General features: G+C 40.6%; 15 protein-coding genes. 9 read left to right on the forward strand and 6 right to left on the reverse strand.

Annotated elements, in window-relative coordinates:
- Both FLM47_RS05095 and FLM47_RS05100 read right to left on the reverse strand, forming a co-directional pair.
- Complete coding sequence (locus tag FLM47_RS05095; RefSeq protein ID WP_054202133.1) at positions 1–945, reverse strand: DUF58 domain-containing protein; 945 nt, start codon at positions 943–945, stop codon at positions 1–3.
- Positions 946–948: 3 nt separating this feature from the next.
- The gene (locus tag FLM47_RS05100; RefSeq protein WP_178955554.1) at positions 949–1,905 is read right to left on the reverse strand and encodes a MoxR family ATPase; all 957 of its coding nucleotides are present in this window, start codon (positions 1,903–1,905) and stop codon (positions 949–951) included.
- Between the two features lie 329 nt (positions 1,906–2,234).
- Here FLM47_RS05100 and fadI point away from each other — a divergent pair, with 329 nt between their 5' ends.
- Positions 2,235–3,545: an acetyl-CoA C-acyltransferase FadI gene (gene fadI / locus FLM47_RS05105; RefSeq protein WP_010391348.1), complete on the forward strand. Its 1,311-nt coding sequence runs from the start codon at positions 2,235–2,237 to the stop codon at positions 3,543–3,545.
- Entirely contained in the window at positions 3,545–5,737 is a 2,193-nt protein-coding gene (gene fadJ, locus FLM47_RS05110; RefSeq protein WP_178955556.1) for a fatty acid oxidation complex subunit alpha FadJ, read from the forward strand. Before fadI ends, fadJ begins: the two co-directional genes overlap by 1 nt.
- Positions 5,738–5,823: 86 nt before the next feature.
- Here the strand turns inward: fadJ and FLM47_RS05115 are convergent, their stop codons facing one another.
- The 4 genes from FLM47_RS05115 to FLM47_RS05130 form a co-directional block, all read right to left on the reverse strand.
- Positions 5,824–6,210 (reverse strand): MmcQ/YjbR family DNA-binding protein, encoded by a 387-nt coding sequence (locus FLM47_RS05115; RefSeq protein ID WP_054202136.1) that lies wholly within the window; start codon positions 6,208–6,210, stop codon positions 5,824–5,826.
- Between the two features lie 182 nt (positions 6,211–6,392).
- Positions 6,393–7,190, reverse strand: a complete 798-nt coding sequence (locus FLM47_RS05120; RefSeq protein WP_178955558.1) for a hypothetical protein — start codon at positions 7,188–7,190, stop codon at positions 6,393–6,395.
- A gap of 89 nt (positions 7,191–7,279) precedes the next feature.
- Complete coding sequence (locus FLM47_RS05125) at positions 7,280–8,185, reverse strand: phytanoyl-CoA dioxygenase family protein (RefSeq protein WP_178955560.1); 906 nt, start codon at positions 8,183–8,185, stop codon at positions 7,280–7,282.
- A 51-nt stretch (positions 8,186–8,236) separates the two neighbouring features.
- Positions 8,237–8,758 carry a hypothetical protein gene (locus tag FLM47_RS05130; RefSeq protein ID WP_138606259.1) on the reverse strand — a complete coding sequence of 174 codons (522 nt, stop codon included), beginning with the start codon at positions 8,756–8,758 and terminating at the stop codon, positions 8,237–8,239.
- A gap of 136 nt (positions 8,759–8,894) precedes the next feature.
- Here FLM47_RS05130 and FLM47_RS05135 point away from each other — a divergent pair, with 136 nt between their 5' ends.
- The 7 genes from FLM47_RS05135 to yeiP all read left to right on the forward strand — a co-directional run bounded on the left by FLM47_RS05135 (position 8,895) and on the right by yeiP (position 22,707).
- On the forward strand, positions 8,895–9,950 hold the full coding sequence (locus FLM47_RS05135) for a phytanoyl-CoA dioxygenase family protein (protein WP_178955562.1): 1,056 nt from the start codon (positions 8,895–8,897) through the stop codon (positions 9,948–9,950).
- Between the two features lie 200 nt (positions 9,951–10,150).
- Complete coding sequence (locus FLM47_RS05140) at positions 10,151–11,389, forward strand: hypothetical protein (RefSeq protein WP_178955564.1); 1,239 nt, start codon at positions 10,151–10,153, stop codon at positions 11,387–11,389.
- Between the two features lie 14 nt (positions 11,390–11,403).
- On the forward strand, positions 11,404–12,330 hold the full coding sequence (locus FLM47_RS05145; protein ID WP_178955566.1) for a formyltransferase family protein: 927 nt from the start codon (positions 11,404–11,406) through the stop codon (positions 12,328–12,330).
- A gap of 123 nt (positions 12,331–12,453) precedes the next feature.
- Complete coding sequence (locus FLM47_RS05150; protein WP_138606251.1) at positions 12,454–12,933, forward strand: hypothetical protein; 480 nt, start codon at positions 12,454–12,456, stop codon at positions 12,931–12,933.
- A gap of 144 nt (positions 12,934–13,077) precedes the next feature.
- Entirely contained in the window at positions 13,078–13,695 is a 618-nt protein-coding gene (locus tag FLM47_RS05155; protein ID WP_178955568.1) for a phage tail protein, read from the forward strand.
- Between the two features lie 217 nt (positions 13,696–13,912).
- On the forward strand, positions 13,913–21,988 hold the full coding sequence (locus FLM47_RS05160; RefSeq protein ID WP_178955570.1) for an Ig-like domain-containing protein: 8,076 nt from the start codon (positions 13,913–13,915) through the stop codon (positions 21,986–21,988).
- 146 nt (positions 21,989–22,134) lie between these two features.
- Positions 22,135–22,707, forward strand: coding sequence for an elongation factor P-like protein YeiP (yeiP, locus tag FLM47_RS05165; RefSeq protein WP_010391355.1), 573 nt, complete (start codon positions 22,135–22,137; stop codon positions 22,705–22,707).
- Positions 22,708–22,792 lie beyond the last annotated feature (85 nt).

Below are 22,792 nucleotides of genomic sequence, written 5' to 3' on the forward strand. Positions count from 1 at the left end.
TTATCTTCTCACTAATTGCAGTTCCAGCGCAGTGGCTGCATCGAATGATAATAGGTTAAGCCCAGATTTTGTTAAACGATTAATACGCGCGCTAAATGCTTGCTCGGCATTTTTGGCAAATCGTTCTCTAAAACTGTTATCCATCAAAGGGAGGGCAAACTGCTGATTATTAGCACTTACCGTAACCGCTTGTTGGAAAGCAGGTAACTTATGCTCGAAGGGGTCGCTAATATGGCAGCCTATCAATTCACAGTGCCGAGCAAGTAATTCGAGTTGTTTAAAGCTGGCGTCATCTAAGGCGTTAAAATCGGATACGATATAAACCAAACTACCGGGTTTAGCTAAGTGATTTAAACGCTTAAGGTTGTCACTAAAGTTATTACTGGCAGGTTTATCAATATTTTCAAGTGCCTGCTGATGGGCGTCGCATAAATTATGACACAGCTTTAACACGGCCTTTTCACGGGCACTAGGTTTAAGCTCTAAATGCGAGTGCTGATTAAACACAACACCGCCAATTCTATCGCCACGTTGGCAAGCAGACCACGCAACCAAGGCACTAATATGTGCAGCTTGCACCGACTTTAATAATAATTGAGAGCCAAATAACATGGAGTTTGAAAAGTCAGTAAATACAAATACCGGGCGTTCTTTTTCTTCTTGAAAAAGTTTGGTGTGGGTTTCACCGGTACGAGCCGTGACCCGCCAATCAATAGAGCGTATGTCATCACCGTGTTGGTAATGGCGCACTTCGGCAAACTCCATGCCACGGCCTTTATGCGGCGCTAGATATTGCCCCGCTAAGGTATTTTTTATTCTAACTTTAGGTGCCAGCTCAAGCAGTTGCGCTTTTGCTTTATAATACATCAGCTCTTTAAGCGATAAATTAACACCATGGCTATGACTTAATTTAAGCCATGCCTGAGAATCAAAGTGTGTTTGCATAACTTAAGGTACAGCAACTAGTTCAACAATACGGCTAATAACCTGCTCTTTTGTAATACCATCGGCCTGTGCTTCGTAACTTAAAATAATACGATGGCGTAATACATTATGTACCACAGCTTGAATATCGTCAGGCGATACAAAATCACGACCACTTAACCACGCATGAGCTCTGGCACATTTATCCAAAGCAATGGTGGCACGTGGGCTGGCGCCGTACTCAATCCAGCGGCCAAGTTGCTCATCTAAGTTTGCGCCTTCTCGAGTAGCAATAATCAACTGAACTAAGTATTGCTCTAGTGGCTCTGCTAAATACAGACCCAAAATCGCTTTTCTAGCGGCAAACAACTCTGCTTGCGAAATTTGCTCAAGCACTGGAACTTCATCATTAAGTGCTTCACCACGGGTTAGGCGTAAAATATCAAGTTCGTGCTCAGCCCCTGGATAATTAATACTTAAATGTAATAAAAAGCGGTCTAATTGCGCTTCAGGCAGTGGGTAGGTTCCTTCTTGCTCAAGCGGGTTTTGCGTTGCCATCACTAAAAATAGGTCACTAAGTGGGTACGTATTTTTGCCCACAGTAACTTGGCGCTCTGCCATTGCTTCTAATAAAGCCGATTGTACTTTCGCTGGTGCTCGGTTTATTTCATCCGCTAATATGAGGTTATGAAATAAAGGGCCTTTTTCAAACACAAACTCACTGGTTTGTTGACGATAAATATCAGTACCAGTTACATCGGCTGGTAACAAGTCTGGGGTAAACTGAACACGCTGAAACGAGCCTTCAATACCTTTTGCTAAAGCATTAACCGCTCGCGTTTTTGCAAGCCCCGGAGGGCCTTCAACAAGTAAATGACCATCGGCTAATATAGCAATTAAGAGTGCTTGAGTGAGCGCTGGCTGGCCAATAATTTGGGTGTCTAAATACGTTTTTAAGTTTGAAAATGCGTTAGCTGCCATAATAAGTGGACTGTCCTCGTCAGCTTAAATAATACCTAAAGTGGTTAGGTAACAAATACTGAGCTAGTTATAAGGTTTATAAGTGGATAACTCAAGAGTTAGACTGATTTTTTGAAAATAGTTCGTTATTTTTTAACGCTTTTTAGCCTAACACAAAACTTTGTAAAACCTGCTAAAAAAGCCTATTGTATTACCCTTACACAATGTATGTAGTGATTTACAATGGCGCTTTATGATTAATTTACGTTTATCTATTGGCTTTATCACACGGGTTGTTTAGAATCGAGGAAAACATACAGGTCTGACCTGTCAGCGGGAGAGAATAATAAATGTCTGAGCAAAACATACTTAAAACACCAAAAGGCGACCGTATTGCCATTGTAAGCGGCCTACGTACTCCTTTTGCTAAGCAAGCAACTGCGTTTCACCATGTACCAGCATTGGATATGGGTAAGCTAGTAGTTAATGAAATGCTTGAGCGATTAAATTTCGACAAGTCAGAAATCGATCAACTGGTTTTTGGTCAAGTAGTACAAATGCCAGAAGCGCCAAATATTGCACGTGAAATTGTATTAGGTACAGGTATGCCAGTGGGCGTTGATGCATATTCAGTGTCACGTGCGTGTGCAACTAGCTTTCAAGCAATTGCAAATGTTGCCGAATCTATTATGGCAGGCTCTGTAAACGTGGGTATTGCTGGTGGTGCCGATTCATCGTCTGTATTGCCAATTGGTGTAAGTAAAAAATTAGCCGGCAGTTTAGTCGATTTAAACAAAGCCCGTACGCTTGGTCAGCGTTTAAAAATATTCTCAAAACTACGTTTAAAAGATTTATTACCAGTGCCGCCAGCGGTTGCTGAGTACTCAACGGGTTTATCAATGGGACAAACAGCTGAGCAAATGGCTAAAACCCATAATATTAGCCGTGAAGATCAAGATGCTTTAGCACATCGTTCTCACTCATTAGCAACTCAAGCTTGGGCCGATGGCAAGTTAAAAGATGAAGTAATGACGGCGCACTTACCGCCTTATAAAAGCTTTATTGAAGAAGATAACAATATTCGTAAAAACTCAACGGTTGAGGGTTATGCCAAGCTTAAACCCGTATTTGACCGTCAGCACGGCTCTGTGACTGCCGCTAATGCAACCCCATTAACCGATGGCGCAGCTGCAGTGTTAATGATGAGTGAAAGCAAAGCAAAAGCATTGGGTTACGAAATATTAGGCTACGTACGCAGTTTTGCGTTTTCAGCCATAGGCGTAGAAAAAGACATGCTAATGGGGCCTGCTCACTCAACGCCAATCGCGCTTGATAGAGCAGGTATTACGCTAGCTGATTTAGATCTTATTGAAATGCATGAAGCGTTTGCATCGCAAACCTTAGCGAATATGAAAATGTTTGCTTCAGATAAATTTGCACAAGAGCACTTAGGGCGTAATAAAGCCATAGGTGAAATTAACATGGATAAGTTTAACGTTAACGGCGGTTCACTCGCTTATGGTCACCCATTTGCGGCAACCGGCGCGCGTTTAATTACACAAAGCTTATACGAGCTTAAGCGTCGTGGCGGTGGTTTAGCGTTAACGACTGCCTGTGCTGCGGGTGGTTTAGGTGCAGCCTTTGTATTGGAGAGTGCGTAATGACAGATTCAGTATTTAATTTAACGGTTGATGATAACAAAATAGCCGTGGTAACCATTGATGTGCCGGGTGAAAAAATGAATACCCTGCGTGACAGCTTTGCTGACGATTTAAAAGCATTATTAGCACAGGCTAAAGAGCATGCTGTTAAGGGGATGGTATTTATTAGTGGCAAAAGTGATAACTTCATTGCCGGTGCCGATGTAAAAATGTTAGACGGTGTTGAAAAACGCGAAGATGCATTAGCTATTAGTGAGTTATGTCATCAAGCATTTTTTGATATGAAAAAACTACCGTATACCACGGTTAGTGCTATACATGGCCCTGCTTTAGGTGGTGGTTTAGAGTTTGCTTTAGCCTGTGATTATCGTGTTGGTACCGATAGTGATTTAACAAAAATTGGCTTACCAGAAGTGCAACTTGGTTTATTACCTGGCGGTGGTGGTACACAACGCTTAACTAAAATCGTGGGCATTCAAAAAGCCCTTGAGTGGATGCTAACCGGAAAACAAATTCGTCCTAAACAAGCAAAAAAAGCCGGTGTATTGGATGATTGTGTACCACAAAGCGTACTGTTAAAAGTGGCTAAAGAGTTTGCGGCGAAGAAAAAGCCACAAGCTAAAGAGCCTAAACTTGATAAGATCAGTAAGCTATTAGAATCAAACCCGTTTGGTCGTAACTTTATCTTTAAAAAAGCTAAAGAAAACGTACTTAAAAAAACCGGTGGTCATTACCCAGCGCCGCTTGCGATTATTAAAGCGGTTCGTGCAAGCGTAGAGCTTGATGAAATGAAAGCGTATAAAACCGAAGCCGAAGGCTTTGCTACGTTAGTAATGAGTGATGAGTCTAAAGCACTTCGCGGTATTTTCTTTGCAACCACTGAAATGAAAAAAGAATGGCGCAACGATGACGCTCCTGCGATTAGCAAAACTGCTGTGTTAGGTGGCGGATTAATGGGCGCAGGTATTGCCCACGTGAGCGCGGTTAAGGCTAAATTACCGGTACGCATTAAAGATGTGGCAGAGCAGGGCATAAGTAATGCCATGAACTACACTTACAAAATCTTAGATAAACGCCTTAAGCGCCGCATTATGTCAAAAGCTGATATGCAGTTAACCATGAACCGCATTACTGGCACTACGGATTACAGCGGCTTTAAGCACATAGATTTAGTGATAGAAGCAGTATTTGAAGATTTAGAGCTTAAGCAAGGTATGGTTGCTGATGTTGAGCAGCAATGCCAAGCTAATACTATTTTTGCAAGTAATACCTCGTCATTACCTATTTCGCAAATTGCAGCAAAAGCAGAACGCCCTGAAAATGTAATTGGTTTACATTATTTCTCGCCAGTAGAGAAAATGCCACTGGTTGAGATCATTCCTCACGAAGGCACGTCACAAGAAACCATTGCTCGTGTAGTTAACTTTGCACGTAAGCAAGGTAAAACACCAATTGTGGTAAAAGATATGGCTGGTTTTTATGTAAACCGCATTTTAGCGCCATACCTTAATGAAGCGGCGAACTTAATGCTTGCTGGTGAGCCGATTGAAAAAATAGACGCGGCCTTAGTCGAGTTTGGTTTTCCGGTTGGACCGTTGGCACTGCTGGACGAAGTGGGTATTGATATTGGATCTAAAATTGCGCCAATTCTTGAAAAAGAATTGGGTGAGCGCTTTAAAGGGCCTGATGCTTTCTCGCGCATGATTGATTCAAAACGTCTTGGTCGTAAAACAGGGCGCGGTTTTTATGAATACGACAAGAAAGGCAAAAAGGTCGATGAGTCAGTCTATGAGCTACTAGGTGTAACCCCAGCCCCACGTTTAAATAAAAACGAGATTGCTAAGCGCTGTGTTTCACAAATGCTTAATGAAGCGGCTCGTTGTTTAGATGATGGTATTATCGCAGGCCCGCGTGATGGTGATATTGGTGCTATTTTTGGTATTGGTTTCCCACCGTTCTTAGGTGGCCCGTTTAGCTACATGGACAAATTAGGTGCGAGTAAAATAAGCTCTGATATGTCTACACTGGCTAACAGCAATGCCATTTTTGCACCCTGTGAATCACTGGTTGCAATGGCTGATAAAGGCGATAAGTTTTACACTACAGTCACTAAAACAGCTGAAGTTGAGTCAGATCAGTCAGATGATAAATCGACTGATACTCAAAATGAGATGACTGAGCACAAAGATTAATGTTTTAAGTTAACGTAAAAAAGCCGCAAATTATGCGGCTTTTTTTATGTTTGATAATCAGAAAATATAGAGATATATACGCTTATTTACAGTAAGGCTTCAATAGCCTGTTTGTCTTTATCTGGCATGTTGTCGACCACCAAATTAAATGAATTATCAATCATACGCTCAATTTCACCTTGTGGTATTGAGCCGTCTAAAATCACTGTATTCCAAAGGCGTTTATTCATATGATAACCTGGAATCACCGAAGGAAAAATATCTCGTAATGACTGTGCTTCATCAGGGTCGCACTTTAAGTTTAGCCACCAAATAGGTTCGCCGTTTTCATCGGTTTCACCCTCATTGCTCAGTGCAAGGGTGGCGAACATCTTATGGTTTACTTTATATACATCAACATCTTTAGCAAAAGGTTGCGTTAGTTTAACTAACGGTTTGTTCATTAAATAAGTATGTACAGTTTGTTGGTTCATGAGCCATTCCTTGAGGTCATAATCGATATCTTAACCATAGCATTTTTTCATTAGCTTTGTGGCATGAAATATTATTTGAGCTTATTATTTCTTAATTTATAGACTGATATATTGGAAGTTAGTTAAACCAGTAACTATGTTGGAACTGGAAATGTAAATAAAGTTTTTTTGTTAAGCACTGGCTAAACAGATTTAGGCAAAGACAAGTATGCAGTAACAGCAGCATCACGTTTTGTCAGGTCTGTTTGGTACGAGTGTTTACTATACGTAGTGCAATACGAGACAGGCTCTCCGACACTTAATAAAAAATCATTATGGTCGAAATTGCTCAATACTTTTTTCCAGCGCTCTTTGACTTTAACTGGCGCGCAGGGCAAAGAGTCCAAAATACGTTTAGACTCCTCAAAGTTGCTATTAATAGCGACATTGAGCATATCGTCGTTTGCGGCCCCTAGCCAACTTGTACCACTGGTGCCCACACATAAAAGTGGCATATAAGGCGCAAGCGCTGGGCATACATCATTTCTATACACGTCAACCTTCCAATAGCGACGAGCTATTTTTACAAACTGATCAAAATCCTTTATTGATGTAAAGTTTGAGGTAGCTAAGGATAAAATCTCTATTCTAGGTTTATTGGCATTTACGGTGTCGTTAGCAACATCAATATACCAAGGACCAAGTATCAATGCGTTTTGAAAGTACTGATCTTGCAGTGAGCCCCATGCTTTTTGTAAAGAGTTACCTTGTACAATTAGATTTTTTAATAAACTGAGCCCAGATTTTTTAGTGGTAGGTAATTCCGTTTGCAGTAGTGCAAATACCTCATCGCGTATTTCTCTACAGCGGCCAATAGGGTAAGGTTTTTCTGCAAAGTAAGGAATTGATGGTGCAAGTTTTAAATCAGCTAATAAGCGTAAATGAGCTAGATCAGCGCATATCAATGCACGTTGTTTTGGTGTAAAGTGTTCATTAAGCACGTATATTCCTTTGAGTGATTGTTTAATTCTAGTCCTGAAAGGTCATCAGACCCTAATGGAAAATGAATACTTTCAAATTATATGTGATTTTAGCGTAAATCCTTGGGAGTAGGGTAATTTGGATGAACTACATTTTTATGGGCATGAATCGAAGGGATGGGTGCTTCAGGCTTGGCTTTAATGAGCTTAACCAAGGTACTTAAATCGTATTTAGGTTCGCCGTAAAATTCATGCCAAGCTTGCGGAATACTGTTTGGATCTGCCGCTTTAATTACATGTGCCATCCATTGCTTTCTCAGTTCGGCCCACTCCTTAGTTTGTTTTCCACTTTCGGTAATCCCTAAAATTGGCCTTAATTCAACATACAGTGTTCTTCTTGCACCTTGGCTGCGCTTTACTCCTGAACTATGTAAAACCATTATGTCATGAACTATGATGTCACCTGCTTTAGCGGGTTGTTGTACTACATTAGGAATATCCCACCCATATTGATTGGAAAGTTTGTAAATATCTAAAACTTTATGCTGGGTATTTGGTACGTAGCGTAAACAGCCATCTTCTAAAAGAGCGTCATCAAGGTATATACCAATATTTAAATAAGGATATTGCCTAGAATGAGGAGCATCCTGATGCCAGGTAATATGAGGGTGTGGGTACGGGTATTTATAAGCTACATCTAATTGCAAGGGGACTGCGCCATCTCCTACCAATTCTTTATAAACTTCGATGAGTGGTGGGCTAGCTAATAGTTCAATTATTAATTCAGGTGACTCGAATAGTAAGTCGTTATAACGAAAAAGACGAGGCACACCTGAGTCTGTTGAGATACAACATTGATTATTGAGTTGCCCATTGTGAAAATTCTCTAGTGCTAATGCTTCTAATTTATCTGAAAAACGTTGTAATTTTTTAAGTAATGTTATCGAAAGTGCATTTTCAAAGTGAACAAAACCGTTTTTTAGGAAAAAGTCATGTTTATTTGAGGATATTTTCATAAATTAAATTGTCCTTTTTATTTTAAACAAAGTTCATCCATTTTTTGCAAACTATATATTTGGAAGCGTTTCTATCCAGCGACAGTCTCTGATCCACTTGACCATTACAGGGTAACCTTTGTTTGGGCAAGTCATTTGCCATGCTTGTAATAATGGAAACCCAAAACCATTCCCATTTTCAAAAGCATGCTTTAAAGTCTTACTCGCACCTTTATAAGCATCTTTATGAAAGATAATATCTAGTGATAATGACAAATGAATAGCTGCTGCAACAGCCCAAGCTGTCGCAGCCATTTCTTCTGCGTGCATAGCTTGTTTCTCTCTGCCCGCAAGCAAGCCATTCTTATAAAAGTCAGCATCTAATAGGGGCCTAAAAATTGGCTCACAGACAGCAATATGCCCAGCCTCATGAAGGATATCACCAGGATAGAACCCATTGACAAAATCAAGCAATAAAACGCCTTTTTCTAGCTTAAGGCCGGGCAAAAAAGTTCTTTCGTCTAAGGTTTGATACCGGTGCTTTATTCCGATATGAGTAAGAAAGGCGAGAATTTTTTCAATCTCAGTGTCCATGCCACTCCCTGTATTTAGCAATTACAATTGTTGCTTACAATAATATAGCACTCTATTCTAACTAAGTTTAGTCAGCGTTAATAAATCAATTTAAGGTGTTTTGCTTGTCTAAAATCAGGCGCGAAAAGGAGTTATTATGCAAAATGAATTGAGAGTAAAAGTACCTCCTCTGAAAACAACAATGCAGAGCATATTGCCCTGTTATAACGAAACTGGGCGTTTAGGTTTATTTCAATTAAAGCGAATGTGGCACAAAGTACAGTTTCAAAAGCAAGGCTGTGCAGATAAAAAAATAATAGAAGATGAATGGTCACTCGATGTGATGATCATGGATATTTTAGGCTTAGGGCTCACACCGACAATAGAGTCTATTTTTGCGAGTGATAGTTTTTTAACATTCGAAAACTGGGTAGAGCAGCATTATGGTATGGCTATTTCAAAGACGGCTAAAAGTGAGTTAAATGAAAAGATAGCTGCATTTTTCCAGCAAAAGGGCCTTAAACAACAAAAAATATTGCTAAATCAGCCTCGTCATTACGTTCTAACATCGCAGCAGTGGCAAAGCTGGGATGATAATGGTTACGTTATTATTCCTGAGCTAGTGGAAAAAACGCTATGTGAAGACGTTTGTAACATGGTATATGAACGTTTGAATATGGATAAACATAATCCTGTTTCATGGTATCGAAATCATGAACTTAAACAGGGAATTATGGTACAAATCTTTAATGATATAACCATGCAGGTTATTCGGCATCAGCCTCAGGTGCGAGATGTATTTGAGCAATTGTGGGGTGAAAACAATTTAACTGTAAGCACTGATAGGCTTAGTTTTAATCCACCTCAGACAGAAAGTTGGCGATTTCCTGGGCCAAATCTTCACTGGGATATAAACTTTAATAAACCGCTCAGATTTGCAACGCAAGGATTACTATACCTTACTGACGTTGCCGCTGAACAAGGTGCATTCAGTTGTGTACCTGGCTTTCATAAAAAAATAGACAACTGGCTTGCTAGTTTACCTAAAAATACCAATCCACATCATTTTAATTGCCAACAATGGCACAGTACTCCATTAGCTGCAAAAGCAGGTAGCTTAATTGTATGGCGACATACATTACCGCACGGTAGTTGTTCAAATAAGGGGAGTACACCTCGAATTGTACAATATATAAATATGAGCTCATTATAAAGCTAAGCAAAATCAAGCTAGTTTTACTAAGCCTTTTATTTTTATGATGTTTGATATAAGTAAAATAAATTGAAAGCTATATAAATAAAGAAAGTTAAAGTTGTACCTTAAAACTTTTCAACTAAGCTTAGATCTGAACATAGTATTAGTTCACTAATGGAATTTATTACAATAATTGGACATCAAAGGAACAGTTCACAATGGAAGAACAAAGTTCAAAACCTATAGAAGGTTTGCAATACGTAGATCCCCAAGTTGATGAGTTATTAAGGCATACAATACGAACTCAGCTTGAATCTCTTCTAAAATCCAAATTAACGACGGATCAACGCCAGCAAGCTTTGCAGAAAAGCTTTGTAGATGCGATGACTTTGGTATTGAGCAAAACGCAAATCGAGCATATTCTATTAGTGAACGCTTTTGAGTCTATGTATGATCATGCTGTGCAATCAATGGCATTGGCTCAGCTTAGCCAAAAACAGTTAACTCGGCAATATGTCTCAATATCCGGTTTAATAATGTCTCCCCATAACTGCAAACATACCATAAAAGATGTGTATCGTATTCAAGGTTACGCACGAGGGGTTGATAAAGCAATAAAAGGTAAGCTTGAGCATCTGCCATCAATCACCATTTTATATCCTGCTTGTGGGCCTTTTGCACCACTACTAATCCCTCTGCTTAGTTATTACAAAGAGAAAAAAATTTATACCGAGGAACAAATCAAAGTAACTTTAGTTGACATACAGCCAGGTGCTTTGCTGTCGCTACATCAGTTAGTTAAAGATTTAGGCCTGCAAGGTTATGTTGACCAAACATTAGAGGTAGATGCAACACAATTTGAACCCGATAGCGATTTTGATTTGCTAATAGTTGAAGCCATGCAGCATGGTTTTACAAAAGAAGGACAACTCAGTATAGCTAAGCATTTAGTTAAATTTTTGAATATCGATGGTTGGGTGATACCGCAAAATGTATCTATCAAAGGAATGTTGGTGATAGGCGAAACAGAGTTTAATCAGCAGTGGAAAGGGGCTGAGTATAGCCATTCACTTAACCGAGACTCTCAGGCACTGCAAGATAGAGTTGAGTTAGGAGAAATACTTAAGCTCAACAAAACAACCTTGTTGAACATGCAAGAACTAGAACTGCAAAACAACATAAAAGTGATCCCAGCAAACCAAATTACGTTGCCGACTAATGTGGAAGATATGAGCCAACGAATTTTGGCTATATATGCTGATATAGAGACATTCGCGCAAGAAGGTATTGAGCAATATGACTCAGGGATCACACATCCAAAGCCAGATATGACCTTTTATATTGATACCAAACCCAAAGACGTTGAGCATACTCATTTTGTCGCCAATAGTGGAGATACGGTGCAGTTTTATTATCAGCTGAGTGGTTTACCGGGGTTTGTGCCTGTAAGGGTATAAGGAAGGGACATTTTATGTATAAATATGCTTTTTTTACAGGCAGTTGTTTGAGCTTACCGGCAATTAATTATTTAATTAAAAGCGATCAATTAGCGTGTGTTATTTTGCCAGATGCGGCGATAAATCCTGACTTACAGCAATTGCAACAGTGGCTGCAACAGCAGCAAATAACCATACTGCATTACAATAAATTAGACGACCAACCATTCCTTGCTAAGCTAGATGAGTTAAGAGTTAATCGCGGCTTAATTTACTTATTTAGACACCAAATCAAAACGCCTTTAATTCAATATTTTAATGGCGCACTGGCAAATGTTCACCCAAGCTCTTTGCCTGATTACAAAGGGCCTCAGCCGCTTTATTGGCAAATCCGTAACGGCGAACCACTTACTAGGCTCACGATTCACAAGGTAACAGAGGAGTTAGATGGTGGCGATATAGGATGTGATGTTGAAATAGACATTCATCCCTTTGATACCATCAAATGTCTTCATCAAAAAGTAGCACAATATTTACCTTATTTAGTCTCTCAATTTATTCAACTAGACCAAACTGGCGAGCTTCGTTGGCAAAAGCAAAGACCTAACAGCAATAAGCTCGCTCCTACTTTGCAGCACTCGGAGTTGGTCATTAATTGGCATCAACATAGCAGTACTGATGTTGTCAATATTGCAAGGGCAGGCAATGCTGATATGGGGTGTGCTGTGTTTTATGTTGGGCAAAGTGCATTTCAATTATTGCAAGCCACTGAGGTTGAGTGCGTGCTACATGGCATTCAACCAGGCACTGTTATTGAGTTGGATAAACAAACAGGTTTGGTCATTAAAACCCATGATAGTGCGCTTAAGTTAGACATTATTGGCGCACAGCAAGGCTACCTTGATGGCTACCGTTTTGCACTACTGTTTGCAATAGACCCAGGCATGGTACTGGGTAAGTAAAAAGATAAGCAGTAAATATTTTAACAGGCTTAGTTAAGATGGAAACGATAGTAGTTTGGCTGTTGTATTTATCACTCCTGCATTCTGACTATGCGCGACATTAATCTCAAAAGCGAGACAGATATGAATATAAAAATAGGTTTAACCAACCGTTATGGGTATGAGCTTATTGCGTATCCTTTTAATGGTGGTGCTTATCCTCAAAGCGGAGAAAGAATAGCACCGCTTGAAGGCAAAGGAGAGGTTGTTGTAGCCAGTGGTGAAAGCGTGATTATTGATGTGCCCGGAATAGGTGCTTTGTTGGTGCAATTTTTGGGTGTGCAAAAACTAGAAAACCTCCATGACAAGCATTGTGAAACACCAAGTGAGTTTGATAAATATGAACAGATGGCGCTATTGCGTTATAAAACAACGGAGTTGTACTGGCGTTTTGCAAGCAGTGATGATGCTGCACAGCTTGAATTGAGTGTTAATGATATTGGTACAGTATGCCTTGATAAGGTGTTATCAGGAGAAGCCCGACGTATCTCATTACCTGAGTTTTTTATACCTCCCGTGTTTTTACCTGATGGTGTTACAGTTCAACAAGTAAACAATGAATAAACACCGATGATTAAGTTTACGTTCAATGTAAATACACATAGCGATTAGCTCACAACCGGGTTATTACCCAAAAATGAAAATATCACACACTCTGTTTGTGTTGTTTTGCAACAAGAGTATAAAATAAATTATGAGGAATTAAATATGGCGACTGAACCATTTATTGGCACACTTACTGCGTTCGGCGGTACTTTTACCATTGAGAATTGGGGTATGTGTTGGGGGCAGATGCAGGCAATTAGCGAGAATACGGCTTTGTTTTCATTGTTTGGGGCGATGTATGGTGGCGATGCTCGTACCACCTTTGCTTTGCCAGATTTACGAGGTCGTAGCCCAGTTGGTCAAGGGCAGATGCGAGGAGGGCATGATTATCGACAAGGCATAATGATGGGGACTGAGCGCATAAGTTTGGCTACAAGCCAGATGCCAGCGCATTCTCATACCGCTATTTTTACGCCCTGGGGTGGTGGTAGCCCTATTGCAGCAAAACTTGAAGTTGCTACTAATGGAGGCACATCTACAACGCCAAGTACAAGCACTTACTTAGCAGCAGGTAGTACTAGTGATAACTATGTGGCACCTGGATTAGGTGGGGTTGACTTAGTAGACATACCGGGTCTTACAGTAACTGGTGGTGGCAGTGAGGGTGGAACCGTGACTGTAGGGGCAACGGGGGGTTCCGAACCGATTGGAATAATTAACCCCTTGTTACCACTTAACTGGTTAGTAGCTCTGCAGGGGATTTACCCATCAAGGAGCTAGCCATACTCTGGTTATGTTGTTAGCTAAGGTGTAATTAATAGTGCTTGTAGCTGCTATTTAAACTATAATTGGTTGTTTTGAAAACGTATATCATCGAGCTTAGTGACGATGATATACGTTCAACAGTTTGAACTTTCGTTAAAAGTAAGCGCCAGTTTTAGCGAAAGTTAGAGTAAAGCGAGTTACTATGAGTGAGCATATATAAAGGATTTAAACAATGCATTTTGATTTCGCACTTCCCAAGTATGTTAACCCACAGAGCATGTGTGTTAACTATAATAAAATGACAAAACTAGCCTTGTTTATGTCCGCAATTTATAGCACACATGCTGTTGCAGGGACATATGATTTTAGTTCAGTATCTGGCTCTGGAACACCAACGCTAACGACCACGGTAGACGGTATTACATTAACAGCAACTCAGTCAAACAGTAATAATATAACCCTTACTACAGGCTTTTTAGATCCTGGCACCTCTAACAATAGTGATACTTGGACCATTACCTTTAGCTCACCGATAAATATAAGCCAGTTTCAAATGGGTGAAATTTTTGATCTACCAGATGGTATTTATATTTTTACACCAGATAGTGGTACGGCGGTCAGTATTGATGCGGATGATCCGGCTATTGTTGGCTCTATTGCCACCTTAACACCAGGTGACTGGACATCGGTTAATTCTGTAACAATGAGTTATGATTACCCTTCTAATTCGTCTCGTGTGGGCGTTGATAATATTCAATTTACTGCTGCGCCAGCAAATTTCGCCCCAGTTGTTGATTTAAATGGTGGGATTCCAGGTACAGGGAGTTTTTCGGCGTTTACTGAAGGCAGCCCTGCTACCGTGATTGCACCCGATGCTGAAGCCGGTGATAGTGATGGCGACTCAATAACAACAATAACCGTTGCATTAACAAATGATCAAGATGGCGCCTCAGAAGGCCTTAATGTATCTGCCAGTGCGCAAAATGCACTGAGTGGAATTAGTGGTGCATCAGATATTAGTTTACAAGACACAATTTCTATTACAGGTGCAACTGCAACAACGGCTGAAGTTACCACTTTCCTTAAAGCAATCACGTATAACAATACCAGTTCGTCGCCCAACACAACTTCGCGGACAGTGTCAGTTGTTATCAATGATGGCACTGAAAACAGTACTAGCCGTACAGCGACAATTTCAGTGGCTAATCTTACAGCAGCTAGCTCTACAGCAGCGGGTTTTAGCACCTTAGATGGTACAAATTTAAATCCGGCAATAACGTTTAGTAGTGATGATGAGGTTTTAACTGTATCTTCAGCAAGCCATATTATAGGGTCTACAGCCCAGGGTGGCGATGGTACAGATGAGATTATTGTTATAGATGGTAGTGATCTCACACAATTTACCAGTTTAACCTCCTTTGAAACGCTCTCTACTTATAATGACGGCTCATTAACGCTCAGCGAGTTGCAACACGATGCGTTTACAACGATAAATGGCGCTGGAACAAATACATTTACTTTGGCAAGTGCAGATGGTGATAGCAGCGTAATTGCAGATGCAGACATAGAAACGTATGTTTTAAATGCTGCTTTTAATATTACTTTAGCTGGGACCGCGCAAAATGTTACCGGTAGTAGCAATGCTGATACTATTAATATTGCTGGATTGAGCGTGACAGGTACGCTTGCTGGCGGCGGCGATACCGATGTACTGCAAATGAGCACCGGTGCTGATATTAGTAATGCCACGGTAAGTGCATTTGAGTCTTTAGCATTAAATAGTGGTGCTTCAGTGACGATGACTGAGGCGCAGCACGACAGCTTTCCTTCGATAACAGCAAGTGGCACTGATTCAATTACCATAAGCACCGCGACCGATGGCCTAACTGGTAATAGTTCGGTTGAAACGTATGTGTTGAGTGCAGCGAATACATTTACGTTAGGCAATGCATCACAGAATCTAACCGGTAGTGGTGGTGACGACACGGTTAATGTGAATGCACTGAGTGCGACGGGTATTTTAGCGGGCGGAATTGGTACCGATACCTTGGTTGTTACCAACGGTGGTAATATATCAGGTGCGACAGTCAGCGGGTTTGAAGATTTATCGGTTGCTGCTGGTGGCACAGTCACCCTAGGCGCATCTCAGCTTGCGAGTTTTTCTGGCACAGTATCAGGCAGTGGCACTGAGACAATTTCTGTTTCAGGAGATGGTAATGTAAGTACTGTTTCGGCAATAGAAAGTTATACCTTAAATGACGATAGTACGAATACGCGCTCGGTTACTGTCACTAATGCTAGCCACTCTGTAACTGCAACCTCTGCGACTGATGCAATTACGTTTGATTTAGGTTCACTTACATTTACTGGAATCATTACCGGTGACAATACTGTTGCAGATACACTGAGTTTAAGTAATGGTGCAAATATATCAGCTGGGACCATAAATAATATAAATAACCTAACCTTGGCATCTGGTGCTTCAGTTAACATGACGACCAGCCAGCACCAAGGATTTTCAGGCACAATCACGGCTCCAGGCTCAGAGTCTATTACCATTAGCGGAGATGGCGATTTTACTACTTTAGCAGGTGTTGAAAGCTATAGCGTGGGTGATGACAGCACTAATACTAGAATCATTACAGTTTCAAGCAGTAACACCAATGTGGATGCTACTTCAGCTACTGATGTTGTTACGTTTGCAATAGGCACTAGTGCATACACTGGTACCCTTACAGGCGACGCAACAGCAAGTGATATTGTTAACGTATCTGATGGCGCGGATGTCACAGGAGGGGGCTTCTTTAATATTGGTACATTAAGCTTAGCCTCTGCTGCAACAGTAGCAATTGATGTTAATAATATTAATGATTTTAATACAGCCATTACAGGCTCTGCTGGCGCTGATACGCTAAAACTTATGGATGGTGGTATTTTTAATTTTTCCAGCACCACGGTATCGGGTATTGAAAATCTGGCAATCGGCACTAACAGTAACACGACTATCACCTTAACCGATAATTTTAATACTGATGCTGGCGTTGTGTCTTTTTCTAATGCTAGTGGCAGTGCTATTACAGCTGCAGTGACGCTAGATGCAAGTGCATTTAGCGCTGACATTTTAACAATGACCTCATCAGATTTTAGTGGTGATGATGTACTTAAAGGTGGCTCTGGGGCCGATACTTTACGCCCAGGCGCTGGTACAGATACGTTAACAGGTAACGCAGGTAATGATAATTTTGTAGGTAGCTCATCTCAATTATCAGGCGATACAATTACCGATTTAGCCGCAGGCGATCGTATTACTATTGCTGGTATTACAGGGCTTTCAGCCAGTAACGTACGTTTTAATGGCACAAGTACATTAGAAGTAGATACCAACGCCACTGATTTTAACATTTCTGAGCTAACTCTTGCTCTTACAAACGCACCAGGCAACGACCTTACCTTTACGGTTACTGATAGTGGCCCTGATACTATCATTACTTTTATTTCACCGAACTCAGCACCCACATTTAGTTCGCTTAATGGCGGTGCTACATTTATCGAAAATGGCAGTACAGTGATAATAGATAGCGATATGACAATTGCAGATGCTGAGCTTGATGCACTTAACAGCAACGCAGGGGATTACAACAATGCTAGCTTGACTATTCGCCGGCGCGATGGCGCAAGTACAGAAGATATATTTGCTCATTCGGGACTACTCAGTACATTAACTGAGGGAAGTACATTTAGTTACAATGCTAATAATATAGGGACTGTTACCACAAACTCGGCAGGCACTTTAACGCTAACATTTAATAGTAATGCCACTTCTGCAATCGTAGATTCTGTTGCGCAAGCTATTACCTATGCCAACAACTCAGATGTGCCTTTAAATGCAACTGTGCTTGACTATGTATTTGATGATGGCGCGGTTCAAAGCACCGGTACTAATCAAGCGTCAGTCAGTATTACCTCTGTTAATGATGCGCCTACAGTATCAGCAATCGGGGCTAACCCAACCTTTACAGAAAATGGCTCAGCAGTGGCTATCTTCTCTTCCGCTGCTGTTAGCACGGTTGAGAGTGGGCAAAATATTGAACAAATATCACTAACAGTTACTAATGTAAAAGATACGGGCCATGAGTTTCTTCAATTTGGCACCGATCTTATCAACTTAGAGCACAATGCATCGGGTACTTATTCGGGAGCCGTTAACTTTAGCTACACGGTTATGTTAAGTGGCTCAACGGCAACAGTAACGGTTACCGCAACAGATTCAGCTGCAGTATGGCAAAGTTATGTGCCGTTCTTACAGTATAAAAATACCAGTGATTCGCCTACCACCGACAATAGAGTTGTTACACTTACATCAATAAAAGACAGTGGCGGTACATCTAATGGTGGCGCAGATAGAGCAATTGGTAGTTTTGGCTCTTCTACAGTAATCGTAGTGGGTGAAAATAATGCGCCTACTGATATCAGCCTTTCAAGCTCTACGATTAGTGAATCAGTTGTGGGGGCAGGTGCTGATGTTGGAGTATTAACGACTACGGATGCTGATTCGAGCAGTCATACTTATTCGCTAGTTTCATCTACATCAGCTGCAACGGGTAGTTGTACCACAAGCGCGGGCAATAGTTTTTTCCAAATCAATGGCAACACGTTAGAAACCAAAGCGGCATTACCACTGGGCGCTTATACGGTTTGTGTGCAAACAGATGACAGTGCCGAAACCTTTAAAAAATCATTTACTATAACAGTAATTGAAGCGCCTAAACCGACTACCCCTGAGATCAGTGGCACAGCAGCTACAAAAGTAAATCAAGATGAGCTTTATAACTTTACCCCTTCGGCAACAGACCCACAAAATAAAGCACTGACGTTTAGCATTGCTAACAAGCCTAGTTGGGCTAGTTTCAATACTGCAACAGGTAATTTATTGGGTACGCCCACTAAGGCAAATGTAGGGCTTTATCCAAACATTACTATCGCTGTTAGTAATGGTAGCGAGCAGGCAAGCCTGTCACCTTTTAACTTGGAAGTGGTATCAACAAATAGTGCTCCGATTGCACCTAACTTAAGTTTAGAGCTTGATGAAGATTCTAATATTAGCTTTTCCCCTGATATTACAGATGCAGACTTAGACACACTAACAATTAGCGCTGTGTCGCAGCCTCAATTTGGTACATTAACCAAGCAAGCCAATACATTCACTTATACACCTAATGCAGACTATTTTGGCCCTGATAGTTTTAATTATCTTGCAGATGATACAAAGGAAAAATCTGCTATTGCTAAAGTGAATTTTACGGTGGCTTCCATTAATGATGCGCCAATTGCTAATCCAGATAGCTATTCATTAAATAGCAACGCTGATAATCGCTACTCACTTGATGTGTTAGTTAATGATACCGATGTTGATGACGATGAATTGGTAATTGTTAGTGCTAACGCTAGCGTGGGAACAGTGCAAATTGAAGAGGGAACGCTGGTTTATCAGACCCAGGCAAGCACCAAAGGGACCATTCAAATTAATTATTTGATTGAAGACCCTGATAAAGAAATGAGTAGAACAACAGCAACATTAACGTTAAATAATCAAGCCGAAAATTTGCCAACCATCGAAACACCGGCTGATATTGATGTAAATGCAAAAGGGTTGTTTACAAAGGTCAAGTTAGGTGTACCTTCGGCAATGGATAGCGAAGGTAATAAATTAGCAGTCTCATTAGTTAACCCAAGTTTGTTGTATGCGCCAGGTAAGCATTTAGTTTACTGGAAAGCTGTAGACAGCAGCGGGCTTGAAGCAATCGCAACGCAAAATGTAAACGTGAGTCCGCTTATTTCGCTTAGTAAAAATAGCGAAATAGCTGAGAATAAAACACATAGCTTTAATGTGTTTTTAAATGGTGAAGCACCCAGTTATCCAGTGACGATTGCCTATGAAGTATCGGGTACTGCTGATAGCTCTGATCATGATTTAGTGTCGTCAGAGTTGGTTATTAACAGTGGCACGCAGGGACAAGTTAATTTTACAACGTATGCAGACTCCGAAACGGAAGGCAATGAAACCGTTGTAATTACACTGGCAGATACACTAAATTTAGGTGCGAAGTCTTCAGCCACAATCACTATTGTTGAAAATAATGTAGCACCTACTATTAGTACCAGTATTACACAAGGTTCTCAACAAAGATCACTTGTTACCATAGGTAATGATCTTGTCACGATTAAAGCTGTTGCTCAGGATGCAAATCCGAACGATAACGTAACGTTAAAGTGGGTATCAGAGGATAATAAACTCCTTAATACAAGCGTAAATGAAAACGAATTTGTTTTTTCAACACAATCACTAACTCCTGGTATTTATAAAGTAACGGTAACAGCGCAAGACTCTGGCGAGCCAAGTCTCTCAACAACAAAAGATGTTTACGTTGAAGTATTAACCTCACTTGAGGCGCTAGGGCAGGAAGATTCCGATGGTGACCTTATCCCAGATGCACAAGAAGGTTACGGTGATAGTGACGGTGATGGCATTCCTGATTATTTAGATGCAATCAGTGAATGTAATGTCATGCAAGAACAAGTTAAAGACAGTGATAAGTTCTTAGTAGAAGGCGAGCCGGGCGTTTGCGTTAGAAAAGGGGTTACAGTTTCACAAAATGCAATGGGCGGTGTTCAGTTGCTTGATAGTGAATTACCTGAAGATGAAGGCGCGGTAAATACAGGCGGACTATTTGATTTTATCGCAACAGGTTTACCTAATGCTGGAGATACTTACAGCATAGTAATACCGCAAAGAAAACCAATCTCACAAAACTCTGTTTACAGAAAATTAAAAGAGGGACAGTGGATTGATTTTGATACATCTGGTGACAACCAATTACTTTCTACAGCAGGTGAGCCTGGTTATTGCCCTCCACCAAGAGGTAGTGAGTGGACGCAAGGGCTAACTGAAGGTGCATGGTGTGTACAATTACAAATTGTTGATGGTGGCCCTAATGATGACGATGGCAAAGCGAACCGAACGATAGTCGATCCAGGCGGTGTTGCAATTATTCGTACATCGAACCAGCTTCCTAAGGCTAATCAGGATGAGATAACAATTGGTGCAGGAGAATCGGCGACTATTGATGTATTGAAAAATGATACAGATCTGGACGGCGATACACTTACTTTAAGCGGCGCGACGGCTGATTTTGGTGATGTAAGTATTGTTGATGAGCAGTTACTGTATACCCCACCAGCTGGATTTGTTGGTGTTGCGATTATTGAATATAGTATTAGTGATGGCAAAGGGGGCACATCAAACAGCCAAGTTAAAGTTAACTTAGTTATAAATAATGCACCAACAGCTGTTTTTGATTCGGCAACAACCACAGATAACACATCGATAGAAATAGATGTACTTCGTAATGATTCAGATATTGATGGTGATGAATTATTTGTCGTTAATGCAGTTGCAGCTCAAGGCACAGTAACAATTAACATTAACGGCACTTTACAATACATACCTAAAAGTGGCTTTGACGGTGTTGATATTATTGATTACACAATAAAAGATAGCAAAGGTGCAAAGTCTACAGCACAAGTAAAAGTGACGGTTAGCGCTGTTAAATCAGTGGCCATCAGTAATAAGTCATCAGGAGGAAGTATGGGAGGTTTGGGTTTATTACTGATTTCAGTACTTGTTATTAGTCGAAGAAGATCAATACTTCCAAGCTTTGCAATAGTAACGACTAGTTGTTTAATTAGTACCAGTGCAATGGCTGATACATGGTCGTTTGAGGCCACGCTAGGTGAGTCTAAAGCAAAGCATTCTTTAGCAACTAAGGACAACAAGGCTAATTTAGATTCTATTGATGATACTGATACTAGCTGGTCAATTGGCGCTTATTATGACCTGTCACCCAATTGGGAAGTCGCTATAAGATATATTGATTTAGGTGAAGGTCGAGCCGATTTAACTGCCCAAACAGTGAAAGCTGATGCAGATAAATTACATCAAGATTATTCACGCTTTGTACCGGTGTTACCAAAAGGGGTGGCAGCTGAAGTAGGTTACCGACATATGCTTGCTGAATCTTTAAGTACAAAGGTATTTTTAGGCGCTTATCGTCATCAGTATAAAATACAAAGTAGCATCACGGATGGAGCTCCCTTAGAGTATAAAGAACACGCTACCAAACCTTATATAGGTGCCGCTTTAGGTTATTCGGTTTATAAACAGACTGAATTATTACTAAAGTATACTTATTATAAAGTTTCAAAAAATGATGTAAGTGAGTTATCAGCAGGAATAAAAGTACGCTTTTAAGTTGATGCGTAGTGTGATCAGCGCCGCTATTAGCGGCGCTGAACCACATATTTTTAAAAAGTATGACTAAGTTGTTTTGTTTCTATTGAAGATTCTTCAGTTCGTGGTATGTTTCTCGCAATCAAAAAAACAATAGGAATTCACCCATGCCAAAGGCGAGTGATGTTAAAAAAGGGACGGCTATTGACTTTAATGGCCGTGTATTAGTAGTAAAAGATATTGTACGCTCAGTACCACAAGGTCGTGCTGGTGGTAGTTTATACCGTATGCGTTTATACGATGTAGTAACGGGTAGTAAAGTTGACGAAACATTTAAAGACAGCGATATGCTTAACCTTGCTGATTTAACTCGTCGTGAAGCCATGCTGTCGTACATTGATGGCGATGAGTATGTCTTCATGGATAATGAAGATTACACGCCTTACAATTTAAATAAAGACGCCATAGCGGAAGAAATTCAATTTGTTAATGAAGAGACCCAAGGTGTGCACGTTATTGTAATTGACGGTACTGCTGTAGGTCTTGATCTTCCTTCAAGTGTTGAGCTTGTTGTTGAAGAAACTGATCCTTCAATTAAAGGGGCTTCAGCTAGCGCTCGCTCAAAGCCTGCACGCTTATCAACTGGCTTAACAATTCAAGTGCCAGAGCATATTTCAACCGGTGATCGTATCCGCATAAATACTGCTGAGCATAAGTTTATGGGTCGTGCTGACAAGTAAGCTGTAATGAATTGATAATTGAGAGCCGAGCTTTTAAGTTGCTCGGCTTTTTTGTGTCTGATTTATAAGCACCGCCACTAAAGAA

Origin of the sequence: Pseudoalteromonas sp. Scap06, assembly GCF_013394165.1 — a bacterium.
Lineage (GTDB): Bacteria > Pseudomonadota > Gammaproteobacteria > Enterobacterales > Alteromonadaceae > Pseudoalteromonas.

Coding starts and splice junctions, on each gene's coding strand:
- fadJ (WP_178955556.1), top strand. CDS start 3,545: ATGACAGATTCAGTATTTAATTTAACGGTTGATGATAACAAAATAGCC.
- FLM47_RS05095 (WP_054202133.1), bottom strand. CDS start 945: ATGCAAACACACTTTGATTCTCAGGCATGGCTTAAATTAAGTCATAGC.
- FLM47_RS05145 (WP_178955566.1), top strand. CDS start 11,404: ATGTATAAATATGCTTTTTTTACAGGCAGTTGTTTGAGCTTACCGGCA.
- yeiP (WP_010391355.1), top strand. CDS start 22,135: ATGCCAAAGGCGAGTGATGTTAAAAAAGGGACGGCTATTGACTTTAAT.
- FLM47_RS05130 (WP_138606259.1), bottom strand. CDS start 8,758: ATGGACACTGAGATTGAAAAAATTCTCGCCTTTCTTACTCATATCGGA.
- FLM47_RS05150 (WP_138606251.1), top strand. CDS start 12,454: ATGAATATAAAAATAGGTTTAACCAACCGTTATGGGTATGAGCTTATT.
- FLM47_RS05100 (WP_178955554.1), bottom strand. CDS start 1,905: ATGGCAGCTAACGCATTTTCAAACTTAAAAACGTATTTAGACACCCAA.
- FLM47_RS05135 (WP_178955562.1), top strand. CDS start 8,895: ATGCAAAATGAATTGAGAGTAAAAGTACCTCCTCTGAAAACAACAATG.
- FLM47_RS05115 (WP_054202136.1), bottom strand. CDS start 6,210: ATGAACCAACAAACTGTACATACTTATTTAATGAACAAACCGTTAGTT.
- fadI (WP_010391348.1), top strand. CDS start 2,235: ATGTCTGAGCAAAACATACTTAAAACACCAAAAGGCGACCGTATTGCC.
- FLM47_RS05125 (WP_178955560.1), bottom strand. CDS start 8,185: ATGAAAATATCCTCAAATAAACATGACTTTTTCCTAAAAAACGGTTTT.
- FLM47_RS05140 (WP_178955564.1), top strand. CDS start 10,151: ATGGAAGAACAAAGTTCAAAACCTATAGAAGGTTTGCAATACGTAGAT.
- FLM47_RS05155 (WP_178955568.1), top strand. CDS start 13,078: ATGGCGACTGAACCATTTATTGGCACACTTACTGCGTTCGGCGGTACT.
- FLM47_RS05160 (WP_178955570.1), top strand. CDS start 13,913: ATGCATTTTGATTTCGCACTTCCCAAGTATGTTAACCCACAGAGCATG.